The sequence below is a fragment of the Cerasicoccus sp. TK19100 genome, assembly GCF_027257155.1.
Classification (GTDB): Bacteria; Verrucomicrobiota; Verrucomicrobiia; order Opitutales; family Cerasicoccaceae; genus Cerasicoccus; species Cerasicoccus fimbriatus.
Map to the genome: position 1 here is coordinate 385382 of NZ_JAPWDU010000003.1, position 16148 is coordinate 401529.

Here is a 16148-nt window from a genome sequence, read left to right on the forward strand (position 1 = left end):
CGCAATGGCCCTCCCGGTTTTTCTTTGTGACAAAGATGAGGGGAATCCGTGGTTGTCATTTATCCTCGCAGTCATATTGTGCACTAGCATGAAATCGCCACTAAGCCGTCCCCGCATTTGGCTGACCATCTTCACGCTACTCTTCGCTGCAATCGCCCAAGGGCGCACGTTCACCATGAGTGACGGCGCATCAATCGATGGCAAGGTGGTCACGTTTAAAAACGGCATGATCGTCTTTGCCAAAGACGGTGGCGGCAAATCACTCTACTCGCTGGACGCTTTTTCCGCCGAGGACCAAGCCTACCTCAAGCAGCAGTTTCCCGATGGGGACACCCGCAGCTCACCGCGAACCACCAAGACAGCGACTCCCGCACCAACCCCGGGGCCCAAGGTGCAAACCGTTCCGCCAACACAGAAACAGGCACAGCAAGCCGCACCCGCCGCCGACTCCGGGCACCCGGGTTTGCAAAAGCTGAACATCGGCTCCATGGCTCCGGAGATCAAGGCGCGCCCACAGGGCCAATCTGACTTCATCTCGATTAAAGACTATCGCGGCAAGTTAGTCGTCGTGCATTTCTGGTCGTCCAGCGTGCCGCAATCGATTGAGGAATTGAAGGGTCTCGCCTACCTGCACCACAAATATAAGGACCGCGGCTTTGAGCTGATTGGCGTGGCGATGGACACCAGCCGCCGACGCGTAAATTCGATTGAAGAAGCCATCGGCGTCAGCTGGCCCATGCGCATGGATGAAGAGCGCGAAACCATTACCGAGTGGGGCGTTACCGCGCTGCCCACCAATGTGCTGATCGACCAAGTCGGCGTGATCCGCCGCCCGCACATCACTGCGAATGAGCTGCAATACGTTCTGGCCGAACATCTTGGACCAGCAAACTAACCGGATACATGCTCGACAAGACCCCCATCTCAGGCGAGACTGCTCCCTCAGCAATCGCCTGTGTTGACCAAGTATGAAACCACGCAATTTACGCCATCGCCTGGAGAAAGCCGCCAAACTGCTCGTGATCGTGCAGAAGCATCACCCCGAGGTGCAATGCCAGTTTGCCGATGACAAAGGCGAAAATGGCCACTTGATGATTCGCCTGCCACTGGGGGGTGACCCCTCAAAACTCGGGCAAGAACTGGAGAGCCGCGGGTTCGCCTTCACCAAGGCCCGCAGCCCCTGGCTCGGTGCGGAAATCTACCGGGGCGCCAAGTCCGACCAGCCGCGCATCATTATCGAAGTGGAGATCCCGGCCAACCGCCTGAGCCGCGGCCCGGAAGTCGCCGAGCTCGCATTCAGTTTCAAAGCGAAGTAATCAGCGCAGGCTCCAGTGCGATTCCAGTACTGTCCGCAACGACTCCAGCGTAACTGGCTTGGGCAAAAAATCGACCATGCCCATGGCTGCGCATTTCTGCTTAACGTCCTCCGAAGCATGCGCGGTAACGGCAATTACTTTTGGCTCAGTGGAGCAGCCCGCGAAGATTTGCTGCGTCGTTTCAAAGCCGTCCATCTCGGGCATGCTGATATCCATTAGCACGACGTGGAAATCATATTGGCGGCAGCGCTCCACTGCAGTCGGCCCATCGGGTGCAGTCATGACATCCGCGCCGATTTTTTGCAGGAAGCCCACGATGAGTTTGCGGTTGTCGAGGTTGTCCTCCACCACCAGCACGCGAAACTTCGAGAAGAGCTGGGCGTTCATTTCTTCGGCGGTTGCTTCCCCATTGGTGCCATCCACGCGAACGGCAGGCAGCTCAAACCAAAAGGTCGAGCCTACGCCGATCTCGCTTTGGAAAGCCATCCTGCCATTGAGCACTTCGATGAGCTTGGAGCAAATGGCCAGGCCAAGCCCCACGCCCTCATAGCGTCGTGTGTAGTTCGATTCGACCTGAGTGAACGGTTGGAAAATCGTATCGTGCTTGTCGCGGGGAATACCAATACCAGTGTCACTCACCTCATAACGTAACACGCCGCCATCCTCATCGCGCCACCCGACGTGCAGGCATACTTTGCCACGCAAAGTAAACTTGAATGCATTGGTGATGAGGTTGCTCAATATCTGGCTGGTCAGCTCGCTATCGAGCAGCACAGTGAGCGATTTATCTATCGCCGGTGCCAGCGAATCGCAGCCATTGACGACACTGAATTCATTACCATTGGACATACTTTCCAGATCGCGGACCACGTTATGGCTATAGGTCCAAACCTGCGTCGGCTTTAGCTCCACCTTTGTCTTTTGCTTGTCGATGCCGATGAAGTTCAGGATGTCCTCGATCTGGTGAAGCAGCTTGTAGGCGGAGCGCTCGATGATCTCCAGGCCTTCCCGGGCTTCCTCGTCTTCGCAGTCCTGCAAAAGCATATTGGAAAAGCCCAGTATTGGATTGAGCGGCGTGCGCATCTCGTGACTGATCACGGCGAGAAATTCATCTTTGGCGCGGTTGGACGCCTCGGCACGCTCCTTGGCCAAGCGTAAGTCGTCCTGCACTTGGAGCTGGTTGGTAATGTCTTCCGCCACCCAGAGAAAGCCGATGATCTCGCCATCGTCATTGCGCACGGCGGTGACGATCAGATCGACCTTAAACTTCGAGCCGTCCTTGCGGACAAATGTCCACACCCGTCGATCCGGCAACCCCCGACGCGCATAAGCCACAAAAGTCTCGAAGCCCGAAACGGGTTCACCCAACTCGGCGGTTAGCTCCTCCGCGCAAGTAATTACCTCTGCCGGCTCGTGAATGGCGATCGGCGTCTCCTTGCCCACCATTTCCTCCGCGCGGTGATGCAGCAGCTTCTCGGCACCACGGTTGAATGTGGTGATGACGCCGTCGGTATCCGTCATGATGACCACGGTTTCGGTCGCGGCATTCAGAATGTTGTTCAACTTGGTGTTCGTGATCCGCAGCTCGGACTGCGCCTCCACCAAAGGTGTCGCATTAGCGATAAAGCCCTCAAGTGCGGTCACTTTTCCCTCAGCATCAAAAATGCCCACTCCGCGCTCCCATATCGTGCGAATCGCCCCACTCTTGGTCTTTATTCGGTAATAAAGGACAAACGCTTCTTGTTTGCTCAGTGCTTCCAGAACGGTGTTCCAAGTATAATCGCGATCTTCGGCGATGATCAAATCCTCGCCCCAGGAGATTTCTCCGGACTGTAGTTCCTCGCGAGAGTAACCGGTCAATGCCACCACGCCTTCACTGACGTATTCCATCGTCCAGTCCCGATCCAAACGACAGCGGTAAACCATGCCCGGCAAATTGCCCATCAGCCGGTCGTGGCGGCGGACTCGTTCAGCGAGCAAATCATAGCTCTTGCTTTGATTGCTGGCATCTTCGACCACATTGCCCAGCAGGATTACATTGCCTTCCACCAAGTCAATTTCGGCATCCCATAGCACTGTTTTGTCCACTTTGGTATACTCCACGACCAGTGGAAAACAGTCGCAATCGACTTCACACGACAGCGGCCACATCTCCCGATGAATGCCGGGTAAAATTTGATCGTAAACCGGATAGCCGATCAGCTTGTCCGCTTGCAGCCCGAGAATGGCCGCCTTGCTAAGGTCGAAGTGCAAGATTTTGCCATCCAACGCAATCACGGCAAAGAACGCGCCAAAATTTTCAGAGATCAGACGCGTGAGGCGTTTAAAACGAATGGATTCCCCCTCAGTCATTCGAGCAATCAGTAAAGCCAGTTTCCCACAAAATGTCGAGTATTGTGATCGGAGAGATTTCCGCTGGCGTCACCATGATTTCTGCCTATAGCTTATCACAGATGGCTCTTTTTCGAATCCTTTCCTTTCTTGCACTCGTCGCTCTCGTGGGATGTGCGCCACAGCCAAATAACCATGCGACCGACGATGCCTACGGGCTGCTTTACAGCGTCACCAGCCAGCAGCAAAACGTCGACAAGCTACTCTGGATCAAAGATCCCGGGCCGGACATCACGGCGTGGGTAGAGCAGATTGCCAAGTTTAATACGGAAGTCACCCAACAGCTCGATGCCTGGAAAAAGAGCGGCCATATCCAGAGCCTCAAGATTCTCGGCTTACCCAAGGCTGAGCTTGAGGCCCGCGAACGCGCCACCAAGCGCACGACTGGCGAGCTGCTTTTCAGCGAAGACGTCAGCCTGCGCCTGTCGCTGGTCATCGCACAGCTCAAGGCACTCGGCTACTGCTCCGACCTCTGCTACGCGATCCAACAAGAGACGACGAACGCTGACATCACCGCCAAAGCCAAGGACTGGGAGCAGCGCTTCAAGCAACTGAACGCCGACGGCATGAAGCTGCTCGAAACACCAGCCGTCACCACGCCCGAGACGAAATCCGCGCCTAAGACCATGTCACCCCCGCACAAGTAAGCCGCGCAAAAATGCCCACCAGGGATGACAAGCAGGCGTTCCGCGTTAAGCTCGGTTATGTCGCCAGTTTTCGATAGCCGCCAGTTCGCGGAAGACACCGCCCAGCTAGCCCCGCAACACGGCTGGCGCACCCATGCGCTCAATGCAGTGGACGGATTTCCGCGCCCATGGTTTCACCTGCCCGCCGCCGAGGCCCAGCCGCTACGGCTTTACATCTCGGCCGGTATCCATGGGGACGAGCCTGCCAGCAGCTATGCCGCGCGCGAGCTGCTCCGCCACACCGATCAATTTGTGGGCATCGAGGTCTTTCTGTTCCCCCTGCTCAATCCGGCAGGCATGGCGCGTGGCTCACGGGAAAATGCGCACGACATCGACCTGAACCGCGATTACCTCAACCCCGTCTCGGCTGAAGTTTCCGGGCACCTTGCAGTCCTGCGCGAGCTGCCGCCCTGCCACGCCTACCTGCATTTGCACGAAGACTGGGAAGCCCAAGGTGCGTATCTTTATGCGCTGCGTCGGGACGATATTCCCAACGCGACTGACACCCTCCTCGCCGCCATGGCGGAGCATTTACCCATCGAGCAAGCCACGCTCATCGATGACTTCGAGGCGGAAGGCGGCGTCATTGCCCGCCCCTACCCACTGCCCCCGCGCGACGACTGGCCGGAGCCTTACTACTTCGAGGATCAGCATGGTGCCTACCATGGCTACACGCTCGAAACGCCGTCCTCGCTGGAGCTTCCGCAACGCATCGCCGCCCATTTGTCCGCCGCTCACGCGTTGGCGAATTTCCTCCGCGAGCATCGCGCCGTGTTCCTCCGCTGAAATTCCCGCTCCAAATTTTTCATGATAAATGGGTAGGGACGCACCTCCGGGGCGTCCGCGTTTCAGCAAGTTTAGCCAACATAACGTGACGGACGCCCCGGAGGTGCGTCCCTACCATAAATGCCTCCGCTCATAATATGTTACCCGGAACTGACTTACGGTTGCGCTGTCGTTTTAATCCATTAAGTTCCAAGCACGAATGAAACGCGTCGGCATTTTCCCCCTGTTAATCCTCCTTTCCATGGCATCGATTGCCTGGAGCAAGACGCCCGCGCCGAGCACGCCCACCATGCCGCTGTCGGAGATCAAGCCCGGCATGAAGGCCACTTGGCGCACCGTCGTGCAGGGTAACGAGATCGTCGAGTTCAACCTCAACATCCTCGGCATTTCCCAGAATTTCGCCGGGCCCAATGAGCCCGTCATCATCGCCGAAGCCCTCGACGCCTCGCAGGTGCTCAGCGGCCCTGTCGGCGGTATGAGTGGCAGCCCCTGCTACATCGATGGCAAGCTGATCGGTGCCTACGCCTACGGCTACCTCTGGCCCAAAGAGCAGGCCATCATCGGCATTACCCCGATCGATAACATGCTCGCCGTTTTTGAAAAAGGTCGCCCCGATACCAAGACCGCCAATGGCAGCGCCGCCGCCCCGGCCAGCGGCGCGATCCGTATCGAAGACCTGCCCCGCCCCACGCAGCAATTTGCCACGGGCAATGAAATCCAAACCGCGCACACTTCCAGTGGCGACATCCTAACCGATCTCAAGCCCGCGCCGACGCCACTCACCATGTCTGGCATTTCTGCGCAATCGCTGGAGCCCTTTCGCGCCTATGCCAAGGCCATGAACCTCGACCTGATGAGCGCCCCCGGCGGCGTGGCGGATAACCTCACGGCAGACGACATTTCGGCTGGCGCTCCCGTGGCGGGCGTCCTGCTCGATGGCGATTTTTCCATGGTCGCAACCGGCACCTGCACCTGGCGCGAGGGAGACGACTTCCTGGCTTTTGGTCACCCGTTCCTCTTGGGCGGCCCGACGAATATCCCTGTCGCTCCGGCCGAGATCATGACCATCGTGCGCGCCGTTCCGCGCTCGTTTAAGCTGGCCAATGCCGGGCCCGTCGTGGGCACGATTTACCAGGACCGCCTGACCGCCATTGCCGGCGAGATCGGCCTGCCACCACAGCTCACCGATTACTCCGTGCACCTCACCGACCCCTCCGGTGAGACGCATACCTACACGGGTAACCTTTTTCAGAACGATCAGATGTCGCCCTTCATTGCGGTGCTCGGCGTTTACAGCGCAGTGACCTCCACCCTCGAAACCGCGGACGACCTTACCTACGCGCTCACCGTCACGGCCGACTACGAGGGCTACGATCCGCTGGTGTGGTCGCGCAGCTCATCGGGTAACATTCTCGGCTCGATCTTCGAAGTCTGGGACCTCCTCGGCATGCTCGCGCAAAACCCCTTTGAGCCGACGAACCTCAAGTCACTGCGCTTCGATGTCACGCTGACCTCGCCCCGTGAGTCGACCACCATGGACCGCCTGCAGATCCTCAGTGGCAACGCCGAGCCGGGCAACGAGGTCGAGCTCGCCATCCGCCTGCGCAGCTACCGCGACGAGCAATCACGCGAGGTCATTAAAGCACCCGTGCCGACCAATGCCGCCGGCGATACGCTGACGCTGTTCGTGGGCGATGCTTCTGCGGCCGACCGCATCGACGACGGCTACTCGCCCAGCGTATCCAGCTTTGGCGAAATCCTCGACTACTTCCGCACCCGCCGCGACAACCAGCGCGTTTACGTGAAGCTGCTCCGCCCCGCCCGCGGCTTCCGCGCCAACGGCCAAAACCTCGAAGACCTGCCGCCATCGGCGCGCTCGCTTATGAGCTCCAGCCGCACGATTGAGCCCATTGCGAGCACCCACGAAGTCACCGTTTGGGAAACCTCTTTTGCCACGCCGGGCGTGTTCTCCGGCTCCTATCGCATCCGCCTGCCCGTCGAAAATTAATTTGCCAACCATGATCCAATCGCGCCTCACCCTTGCCGCGCTGTCCACCCTGACCGCTCTGCCGCTACACGCCGTCCGCACCGAATCGCTGACGCAAAATTCCTACGCGGACTTCTTTGGCGGCAAGCTGGAAAACGTCTCCCTCGACAACCTCGGCGGCCTCTCCGCCAGCCCGACGCTGGAGGAAGTCGCCGTGCTCGACGACACCAATATCTGGACCGCCGTCGCAGGCCCCGATGGCAAGCTCTACCTCGGCACCGGCACCGAAGGCGTGGTTTACTCGCTCGACCCCAACGTCGAGGAGCCCAAGGCCGAAATCGTCTTTAAGCCCGACACCATCATGACGCGCGCACTCGCGCTCGACGCCGAGGGCAACCTGTTCGTCGGCACCTCGCCCGATGGCGCGGTATATCGCATTGCACCCGGTGGCCGCCCGGAGGTTTTCTTCGACCCGGAGGAGCTCTACATTTGGGACATGACGTTTGACGCCGATGGCAATCTCTACGTCGCCACCGGCGCTCAGGCCCGCATTTATAAACTCGCGCCCGACCACCAGCTCAACGCCGAGACCGAGCCGTATTTTAAAAGCGACCGCACCCACCTGACCCGCATGGCGTGGGACGACAACGGCGCGCTGATTGCCGGTGCCGGGCCCAATGCCTACCTCTACCGCATCACCGGTGAGGAAACTGGCGAGGTGCTCTACAGCGCGGGCACGGACGAAATCGCCAACATCATGGTCGACGGCGAGGACATCTATTTCACCACCTGGCACAAGGGTGGCGGCAGCGACAAACCACCGCAGAATCTCGCCACGCTCCTGGCCAAGTTTCAGATGAACTCTGGCGACAGCGACGCCGACAACGGCGACAGCAGCAAGGACAAGGAAGATAAACCCGCCGCCGCCGGTGCGCCGAGCTTCCTGCTCAAGCTCGACGCCGAGGGCTTTGTCTCGCCGGTGTGGTCCCCGGGCGGCGCGAACATGCAGTTTACGACCCGCGCGGACGATGGCGCATTCCTCGTCGGCTCGGATATCGACGGCCGCCTCTACTCGGTGACCAACGCCGACGACTGGCGCATGCTCAACGAGGCCCAGCGCGGCGGCGAGGTCTCCGTGATTTTAACCGACGTCGGCGCAGACAAGGAAACCTTCGTCTTCACGAGCAACCCGTCCGCCGTTTACCGGCTCACCGATAAGTCCGGCGATTCCATCTTCACCGCGGATCCGATTGACGCCGGTGCCGTGGCCCGTTGGGGCCGCCTGCGCACCCTCGGCGCACCCGGCCAGTCCGCGGGCCTCACCATCGAAACTCGCACGGGCAACGCTGCCGAGCCCGACGACACCTGGAGCCCATGGACCGAGCTCGACGAAGGTGCCGTCGCCAGCCCATCCGCACGTTACCTGCAGTATCAAGTCAAGTTTGCCGACGACGCGACCCTGCGCGGCCTCACCGCCTACTACGGCACGCGAAACCTCGCTCCGCTCGTGGGTGTGATCAATGTCATGCCGATCGGCCTGAGCATTTTCACGGCGGAAAATTCCTCGCCCACCACGCTCAACCCCAAGGAGCTCGCCTACGCCTCGAAGACCACGGCTGCGCTCAACAAGCCCAAGCCCGACAACCAGAAGGTGCTCGTATCCGACGAAACCGGCCATGTTTCCGTGGCCTGGAAAGCCTTCGACCCCAACGGCGACGAGCTGCGCTACACCGTGCAGATCCAGCAGGACGGCGAGAGCGACTGGATCACACTCGCCGAGGGCCAGGCCGACGCCGCATTTTCCACGACCACGCGTGGCTATGCCGACGGCTACTATAGCTTTAAAATCACCGCCAACGACGCCCCCAGCAACCTACCCGGCGAAGTGCGCAGCGGCTCGATGGTCAGCCAGCCTTTCCTGATCGACAACACCAGCCCGACCGTCACCTTGCACAATCAGACCAAGGACGACGACGGCGCAACCGTGCTCGTCTTCGTCGCCAACGATGAGTGGGGCAACATCGTGGAGGCCAGCTACCGCCTCGACGGCCAACCCGTCACCGAAGCCATTCCGACGGACCTCCTTTTCGACTCCAACGACGAAGTCTTCCGCCTCACCCTGCCCGACCTCAAGCCCGGCACCCACAGCATCGTCTTCGAAGCCCTCGACGAAAACAACAACCGCGGCCTCGCCAAGGCAGTGTTTACGGTGGAGTAGGGGCTAGCTAATGCGCGTGCTCCTGCCCGGCCTCGACGGCCTGAGCCGTCGGATCACACGGCGATAGATTAATTTTCTTCGGGCTGGTTAACCTCGCGGCGGCGCGGGATGTGCATCATCGCCTCCTCGATCTCGCCTGCTGGCACCTTGAGCAGCCGTGCGATGCGGTAGCACTCGTCGATCTCTTCCTTGAGAATGCGGCCATCGGCAGCGGAGATCGCGAGCAGCGTCTTGAGCATCAAGCTGCGGTCGGCCTCACTAGTGGCCTCGTAAAGACGGCGCACGATGATGGCCAAGTCCAGATCACGCGCGGGGTCAGACTCCATGATCGCGCAAATGTAGTTAGCCACGTCAGCGCTAAACTTCCAGCGGCGCAGCATGTACTCACGCGCGACTTGCTTTTCCGATGGGTCCAGCGACCCGTCGGCATTCGCCACGACCGCCAGAAGACAGCCGATCAGGCAAATCCGGTCACGATCCATGTCCGACACTTCAATTTCGAGCCCGCGATTCGCGAAAAATACGCTGACGGATTCCGGGAAACCGGCGGCTTTTTCTTCCGCTAATTTACCAAATGGCGAAGCGCTGTAGTTAGACTTCAACCGGGCAAGATGAGCCTTGATCACGTTGCTCATTTCCGCATCGGAATCTTCCTCCGTACCTTGCAGAATTCGGGTGATCTGGCGCGCAGCCTTAACCTCCTCGGGCAGCACGCGGCCGTCGGCAAGAAACACCTGACGCACCGACTTGGTCACGAGGTGCAGCTGCGTATCGCGGGTCAACAGGCGGCGCAGCTCCTGCAGCAAAAACACGCGCTCGGCATCGTCGACAGGACTTTCAAAGTAAGTTTGCAGACTACTCCAGGTCGATTCATCCATGTGAGGCAGGCTGAAAACGAAATCCTTGAGGTAATCACGCTCGGCGGGTTGGATTTCACCATCCACCCATGCGGCGGAAATCAGCATCTTTGCCAGTGCGAGCGAGAATTCAGGTGAGTCGGGAGAGTCCATATGGGCGGCTACAGATGGTTTCGTTATTAACAGGGTGATTATCAGTATGGCGCCTAGTTGTAAACCTTCATTACCGAATAGCGGCATTTTATATCGCGTGCAAATGGGCCTGCAAGGCCGATGCGACATACGTGCATGCCGTCTCCGCCCTAAGCACATGAGGCCCTAAGTCAACCGGCGTAAAGCCCGTAGCCCGGATGCGCGCATACTCTTCGGCGGAGAAATCGCCTTCGGGCCCGATCAGCACAAGGATTGGTCGCGACGGCTCGCGCACGGCGGCCAGGATAGGCACCGCGCCGGGCTCCAGGCTGGCCACGAGCTTGGTGGCGTTACTCAAATCGCCCTTCAGCCAATCCTCCAGGGTAACGGGTGTAGCGACTGAAAAGGCGGCCAAATTTCCACTTTGCTTGGCAGCTTCGATCGCGGTCGTGCGCCAGTGGGCGGCTTTGGACTCCGCCCGGTCGGCGTCGAGCCGCACCTCGCTGTGTCGGGTGAACAAAGGGACAATGCCTGCCGCGCCAAGCTCGACCGCACACTTGATGACGGCATCCAACGCCTTGCCTTTGAGCAGTCCCACCGCGAGCGTCAGCTGGGCGGCAGGCTTGGCGGGCGCGAGCTCTGTTTCCACGCGAACCACGGCGTCGCGACCGGTCTCCGTGAGGACGCAATCCCAGGCGGTCCCCCGGCCGTCGAACAGCGTCACCGCGTCCCCCGGTCGGGCGCGCAGAGCCTTGGTCAGGTGCCGGCTCTCGGCGACGTCGAGCTTGGCCGTCTGCCCGGCGCTCAGGGCTCCCTGCGGGAAAAAACTGCGAAATCCAGCCACGCGATGAATCTAGCCTTCGCCCGCCGCGTGTAAAGTCCGCTTCACAGACGGCACGCTCGAAATCCGGGCAAAGAAAAAGACCGCCCCTTGGGACGGCCTTTCTCTAACCTAAATGCAAACTACAAACTAGACTGAAACTAACGCTGAACTAACTGGTGTTAGCTTACATGAAGTAAGACGACCCCTGGGCGGAATTCGTTCAAAAAAATCGAAGAAAAATTCAGCTTTTTTCTGATAATTCCTTATCGCGTTGATATTCAGCCGCTTGCGTTTCTTAAAAAAGTGCGCTTGCGAGGATGCCCACGGCGGTAATTGGGCCGCTGTCGTCAAATCGGCTCACGGCACCGTTGACCTTACTCAGCGTATCCTGGGCCTGGACGTAGAGATCGTCGTCGTTCAGGAAGCGGCCCAGCGAGCTCTCCTGAGAGTTCAGCTTGCTGGAGAAATCCTTCACGTTAGCGATGGTCACCTTGATATCCTCGCCCGTTTGCTGGTCGTAAATGATTGTGCCGAGCGCGCCCTTGCCCTGCTTGACCTCGTCCATGATGGACTGGGCCTCGGTCATGAGCGCGGAGGCGTTGTTGGCGGCGATTTTGATGTCGTCCGCGGTCGACATGATTTTCTCGTAGGCGGCGGGGTCCTGGATCAACTTACCAATGGTGCCCTTGCCGCTGGCGATATCCGCGCTGATCTGGTCGAAGTTCGCCAGCGTGCTTTTAATCGTCTCGCGGTTTTCGATGACGATCTGGTTGAGGTTGGAGAACAAGTCGCCCTCGCCTTCCTCGTCGCCGGAGCCACCACCGGTCAGGCCGCCCAGGCCGTCGAGTGAGCTTTCCACTTTGGCAAATACCTGGTCGAGCCGCTCGCCGAGCTGGCCGACCTCGGCCACCACGTCGTTAAAGCCCGGTGTCTTAAAGGTCGCAATCGGCTGGTTCGCGGCAAGCATCTCCAGCGAGGTGCCCGGGACGATGGCCACGTAGTTCGTGCCGAGCAGGCCGGCGGTGGTAATCGTCGCCTCGGAGTCGGCAGGGATGCGGATGTTGTCATCGATCAGGAGCACGGCGACGGCCTGCGTGCCGTCGAGCCGAGTCTCGGCAACATTACCAATACGGACGCCCGCCATGCGGACTTCGTCACTGGCTTTGAGCTGTTGGATGTTTTCAAAAGACGCGTCGAGCCGGTATCCACTAGCCCGCTCAAGGCGCGCGCCGGACAAGGTTTCATACGCAATCCAGATCAGGGCGACCCCCAAAACGAAGAACAAACCTACGCGAATAGATTGACTAGCGGTATTCATATTTCGGCGAATTTAAACGAAATGTAATTTTTAGCAAGCGAGAGATAGCTTGCGCGGTTGCATGATTGCCATATCAAATCTAGTTAGCAATATTTCTGATATGGATCGGGAATTCGAAGTAGAAGCCGGCAACACAATCATCGAACAAGGTGAGCAAGGACAGGGGTTTTATATCCTCAAATCCGGCGCCGTTGAAATTTACAAAGATGGCTTGTTGCTCAATGTACTGATGTTTCCCGGTACCATCTTTGGCGAAATGGGTGACATCCTCGGAAAGCCCCGAACCGCCACCGTTCGCGCCAAAACGGACTGCCGTCTCGTCCACTGTGGAGATTCCGACGTGGAGCACCTCATCCAGGAGCGCCCACAAATCGCGGTGAAGATCATTAAGACCCTTGCCGCCCGCCTTGAGCGGACCACGCAAAAACTCGCCGACCAGTTTAAAGAGCCGCCTGTCTGGTCGGTCGAGCCCGGACCCAAATAACCAGGCGCGCGTTTCCACCCCCTTCCCCCTACTCACGTTGCCAGACCTTATCAAAAAAATCACCCGGTCGATCCCATTCGCCCGGTCGTTCGCTGGGCTCCTTATCCTGGCCCTCGCGCCACTGAGCGCTGACCCCAACGCTTCACTCAGCCTGCTTCAGGCCGTGAAAACCCAAGACGCACCCGCGATCGCGCCCACCGCGACGCTGGACATGCTGGCCCTGCTCTACTACGGGGCCGACGGGCGCACCGCCACCCAGCTTGGCGCGCTCTTTGGCGGAGCCAGCCAACAGCAAGTCACCGAGACCGCCGCCAAGGCCCAGCGCCAGCTACCCGGCTATCAGCGCATCGGCTCGGTGTGGTTCAGCGAGCGCGTCGCCGTGACCCCGGAATTCCTGCAAGCCGTCGACGGCCAGTGGAAATTCTACACCGGTGCCGCCCCCCTGCGCACCGACCCCGCCAAGGCCGCCAGCCAGATTAATTTCTACTACGAACAGCAGACAAACGGCCACATTAAGAACGTGGTCAGCGCTCGCGAGCTTGTCAACCAGCCCGACATGCTGGCCGTAATCGTCTCGGCCTTTGTGTCCAATTGGGCAACGCCGTTCGACGCCGGCAAGACCCGCGATGACGTTTTCTACCGCTCTGGCGACGAGAAATTCTCCGTCAAAATGATGTCCGACGTGCGCGATGTTCCTTATTTCGCAGATGACACGTTTCAGGTCGCCGCGCTTGATGTGCAGGCCAAGGACTTTAGCGTGCTGTTCTTCCTCCCGAAAAATGCCCGACAGTTCGATGCCGCCCTTTCCGCGCTGAATGGTGCCTACCTACTCGACGTGCAGGGCAAGCTCAAGAAGCAGACGGTCAAGCTCAGCCTACCCCGGGTTAATTTTTCCAACACTACCAACTGGCGCGACGTCTTCGCCAAGTCCAAGCTCGCCGACCCCTTCACTCCGGGCAAGGCCAACTTCTCCCGCATCAATGCGAACCAGCCCGAGCCGCTCTATATCTCGCACCTAATCGAGGAAACGCAGATCAAATGGAACGAAGTCGGCATCGAGGCGCGTTCGGCAGGCACAGCGATAGCCGGCCCGTTTGGCGAGATCCCCAGCGAAATCGAGTTCAAGGCCAACCACCCCTTCGTCTTCGTCATCTATAATAAGCAGGAGCAAGACGTCGCCTTCGCCGGTATCATCCAGTCCAAGACGCAGATGGTCGGGCAGTGAGTGTTGGCTCCGAGACAACCAATGACACCCCAAAATCAAAAAACTTTACTTAAGGCCGTATCTCGTCTATATAACGCGCTATGAATTACCCCTATCTACCCTCATTCATAATTCTTAGCGTTGCTGCTAGCCTATCGGCCAATACTTGGGACGGGGACGGCGTCGACAGTTTTTGGAACACCGGCGGCAACTGGGTCGAAGGTGGACGCCCGGGCTTTGCCGGCACGGCCACCTTCACTGGCGATCCGACGCTAATTACCAACCCTGACCTCAATGGAAACAGCCAGACTGGCATTGGCCTCGATTTCCAAACCTCGGGTTGGACTATTTTCGACGGCGTGGGCGGTGCCAACTTCCGCACTGACGGCGGCCAAGTGATCAACTCCCTGGGTACGGGCGAAAACCGGTTGATGTCCAACGCCATCAGTAGCGGCGGCAATGCCATCTTCACGGTCGATCCCAATAGCGTATTGCGCTTTTCCGGCGGGGTAAACCATGCCTTTTCGACGGCCACCGGCGGCGGCCTGATCGTCGTCGACACCGTGGCCAACACAGGCGGCAGCGGCACGCACAATATCTCCGGCGACATCAATATCCTGATCAATACGGAATACACTTTTTTCCAGTTCAACGCTACCAGTGGCGTCATCGGCGGCACCGGCACATTCCGTGGATTCGGATTCCAAACGAGTAATTTTGGCGGCACCGCGGTGCTTTCCCCCGGCGGTAACGGCGTCTATGGCTCCGAGATCGGCACCATGACTTGGCAGGCTCAGTCTGCCACCGACCGGCACAATCTGTCCTTCAACAGCGGTTCGTCGCTCGACATCCAGATCGGTGCCACCCTCGGCGAGAACGACCTGCTCCAATTTGAGTCCTATGGCAACGGCGCGATTTCCATCGGAGCCGGCACCACGCTGAACCTCTACGGCGAGGCCATTGAGGACGGCTCATACACCATCGTCAGCAATGTCGACCCCGGCCAAGCCAACATCAGCGGGGCCTTTGAAACGGTCAACTTCAACGGCCAGCCAATTAACCCGGCCAACTTCACCGTGAACTACAATGGCGACAATATCACGGTCGACATCACCGGCGTTGTCCCCGAGCCCAGCCACTACGCGCTGTTGGCCGGCACCCTTGGCCTCGTGGCGATGCTCTGGCGTCGCCGCTAGAAGCAGTCCAAAAGCTGAGCCAAGATACCGCGGGTTGAGAAAATTTTCCTGCCGCCTGCAACTTTGGTCGGGCGCGCGGGTTACAGGCAGTTGTGAAAGCTGCTCACGCCCAGATGGTTCCCGCTTGGCAATCCGCATCGGGTTCTCCTAGAATTTCCAACATGTCCGATGCCCCCGCCACCCCAACCGACGCCCCGGCAGAGCCAGACGTCGATGCCGAGCGCATGCTGCGCGTGGCCAAGGGGGATCAGCAAGCGTTGCGCGAGATCATCGAGCACTGGCAGGGGCCGTTGATCAATTTCTTCTACCGTTCATTACGTTCGGTCGAGGCCTCGGAGGACCTCGCGCAGACGGTCTTCATCCGCATCTACCGCGCTGCCGACCGCTATCAGCCGACCGCAAAATTTTCCACGTATCTCTTCCACATCGCGCGGCGAATTTTGATCAACGAGTTCCGCCGCCAGAGCCGTAAACCGCTCGATGCCGTAGACCCCGCGGATCTCCACGCCAGCACCCCCGGCATCGACAAAATACGTATGCTGGAGCTGGAAGAAGCCTTTGCCCTGGCCTTGGAAACTCTCCCCGAAAACCAGCGCACCGCGATCCTTTTGCTCAAGCAGCAGCAGCTCAGCTATGAGGAGATCGCCGCCGCCATGGACGCCTCGGAGTCCGCCGTAAAGAGCTGGATTCACCGCGCCCGTCAAAAACTAAAGGAAGAACTGGCCGACTTCTACCAACCCGAGTAAGCTA

General features: G+C 59.1%; 14 protein-coding genes. 10 read left to right on the top strand and 4 right to left on the bottom strand.

Translation table 11 applies throughout. From position 1 onward, the window contains the following. Positions 1-88: 88 nt before the first annotated feature. Positions 89-895 (top strand): TlpA disulfide reductase family protein, encoded by an 807-nt coding sequence (locus tag O3S85_RS08125; protein ID WP_269539459.1) that lies wholly within the window; start codon positions 89-91, stop codon positions 893-895. 73 nt (positions 896-968) lie between these two features. Beyond that, the gene (locus tag O3S85_RS08130) at positions 969-1316 is read left to right on the top strand and encodes a hypothetical protein (protein ID WP_269539460.1); all 348 of its coding nucleotides are present in this window, start codon (positions 969-971) and stop codon (positions 1314-1316) included. Here O3S85_RS08130 and O3S85_RS08135 read toward each other — a convergent pair whose 3' ends face one another. Next, complete coding sequence (locus tag O3S85_RS08135) at positions 1317-3668, bottom strand: ATP-binding protein (RefSeq protein ID WP_269539461.1); 2352 nt, start codon at positions 3666-3668, stop codon at positions 1317-1319. It lies immediately after the preceding gene. A 101-nt stretch (positions 3669-3769) separates the two neighbouring features. Here O3S85_RS08135 and O3S85_RS08140 point away from each other — a divergent pair, with 101 nt between their 5' ends. From O3S85_RS08140 to O3S85_RS08155, 4 genes are all read left to right on the top strand, one after another. After that, a complete protein-coding gene (locus O3S85_RS08140; protein ID WP_269539462.1) occupies positions 3770-4354 on the top strand; it encodes a hypothetical protein in 585 nt (194 codons plus the stop codon). Between the two features lie 57 nt (positions 4355-4411). Then, a complete protein-coding gene (locus tag O3S85_RS08145; protein ID WP_269539463.1) occupies positions 4412-5179 on the top strand; it encodes a M14 family metallopeptidase in 768 nt (255 codons plus the stop codon). A 241-nt stretch (positions 5180-5420) separates the two neighbouring features. Continuing rightward, positions 5421-7187, top strand: a complete 1767-nt coding sequence (locus O3S85_RS08150; RefSeq protein WP_269539464.1) for a SpoIVB peptidase S55 domain-containing protein — start codon at positions 5421-5423, stop codon at positions 7185-7187. Between the two features lie 10 nt (positions 7188-7197). Continuing rightward, on the top strand, positions 7198-9384 hold the full coding sequence (locus tag O3S85_RS08155; protein WP_269539465.1) for an NHL repeat-containing protein: 2187 nt from the start codon (positions 7198-7200) through the stop codon (positions 9382-9384). Between the two features lie 68 nt (positions 9385-9452). Here the strand turns inward: O3S85_RS08155 and O3S85_RS08160 are convergent, their stop codons facing one another. The 3 genes from O3S85_RS08160 to O3S85_RS08170 form a co-directional block, all read right to left on the bottom strand. Beyond that, positions 9453-10394 carry a tellurite resistance TerB family protein gene (locus O3S85_RS08160; protein ID WP_269539466.1) on the bottom strand — a complete coding sequence of 314 codons (942 nt, stop codon included), beginning with the start codon at positions 10392-10394 and terminating at the stop codon, positions 9453-9455. Positions 10395-10482: 88 nt separating this feature from the next. Further along, positions 10483-11217 carry a 16S rRNA (uracil(1498)-N(3))-methyltransferase gene (locus tag O3S85_RS08165; protein ID WP_269539467.1) on the bottom strand — a complete coding sequence of 245 codons (735 nt, stop codon included), beginning with the start codon at positions 11215-11217 and terminating at the stop codon, positions 10483-10485. A gap of 274 nt (positions 11218-11491) precedes the next feature. Then, complete coding sequence (locus O3S85_RS08170) at positions 11492-12514, bottom strand: MlaD family protein (RefSeq protein WP_269539468.1); 1023 nt, start codon at positions 12512-12514, stop codon at positions 11492-11494. A 100-nt stretch (positions 12515-12614) separates the two neighbouring features. Between O3S85_RS08170 and O3S85_RS08175 the strand changes: the two genes are divergently transcribed. The 4 genes from O3S85_RS08175 to O3S85_RS08190 all read left to right on the top strand — a co-directional run bounded on the left by O3S85_RS08175 (position 12615) and on the right by O3S85_RS08190 (position 16144). Next, positions 12615-12998 (top strand): cyclic nucleotide-binding domain-containing protein, encoded by a 384-nt coding sequence (locus O3S85_RS08175; RefSeq protein WP_269539469.1) that lies wholly within the window; start codon positions 12615-12617, stop codon positions 12996-12998. Between the two features lie 37 nt (positions 12999-13035). Further along, positions 13036-14223, top strand: a complete 1188-nt coding sequence (locus O3S85_RS08180; RefSeq protein WP_269539470.1) for a serpin family protein — start codon at positions 13036-13038, stop codon at positions 14221-14223. A gap of 80 nt (positions 14224-14303) precedes the next feature. After that, a complete protein-coding gene (locus O3S85_RS08185; RefSeq protein ID WP_269539471.1) occupies positions 14304-15398 on the top strand; it encodes a PEP-CTERM sorting domain-containing protein in 1095 nt (364 codons plus the stop codon). Positions 15399-15559: 161 nt separating this feature from the next. After that, entirely contained in the window at positions 15560-16144 is a 585-nt protein-coding gene (locus O3S85_RS08190) for an RNA polymerase sigma factor (protein ID WP_269539472.1), read from the top strand. The last annotated feature ends 4 nt before the right edge of the window (positions 16145-16148 follow it).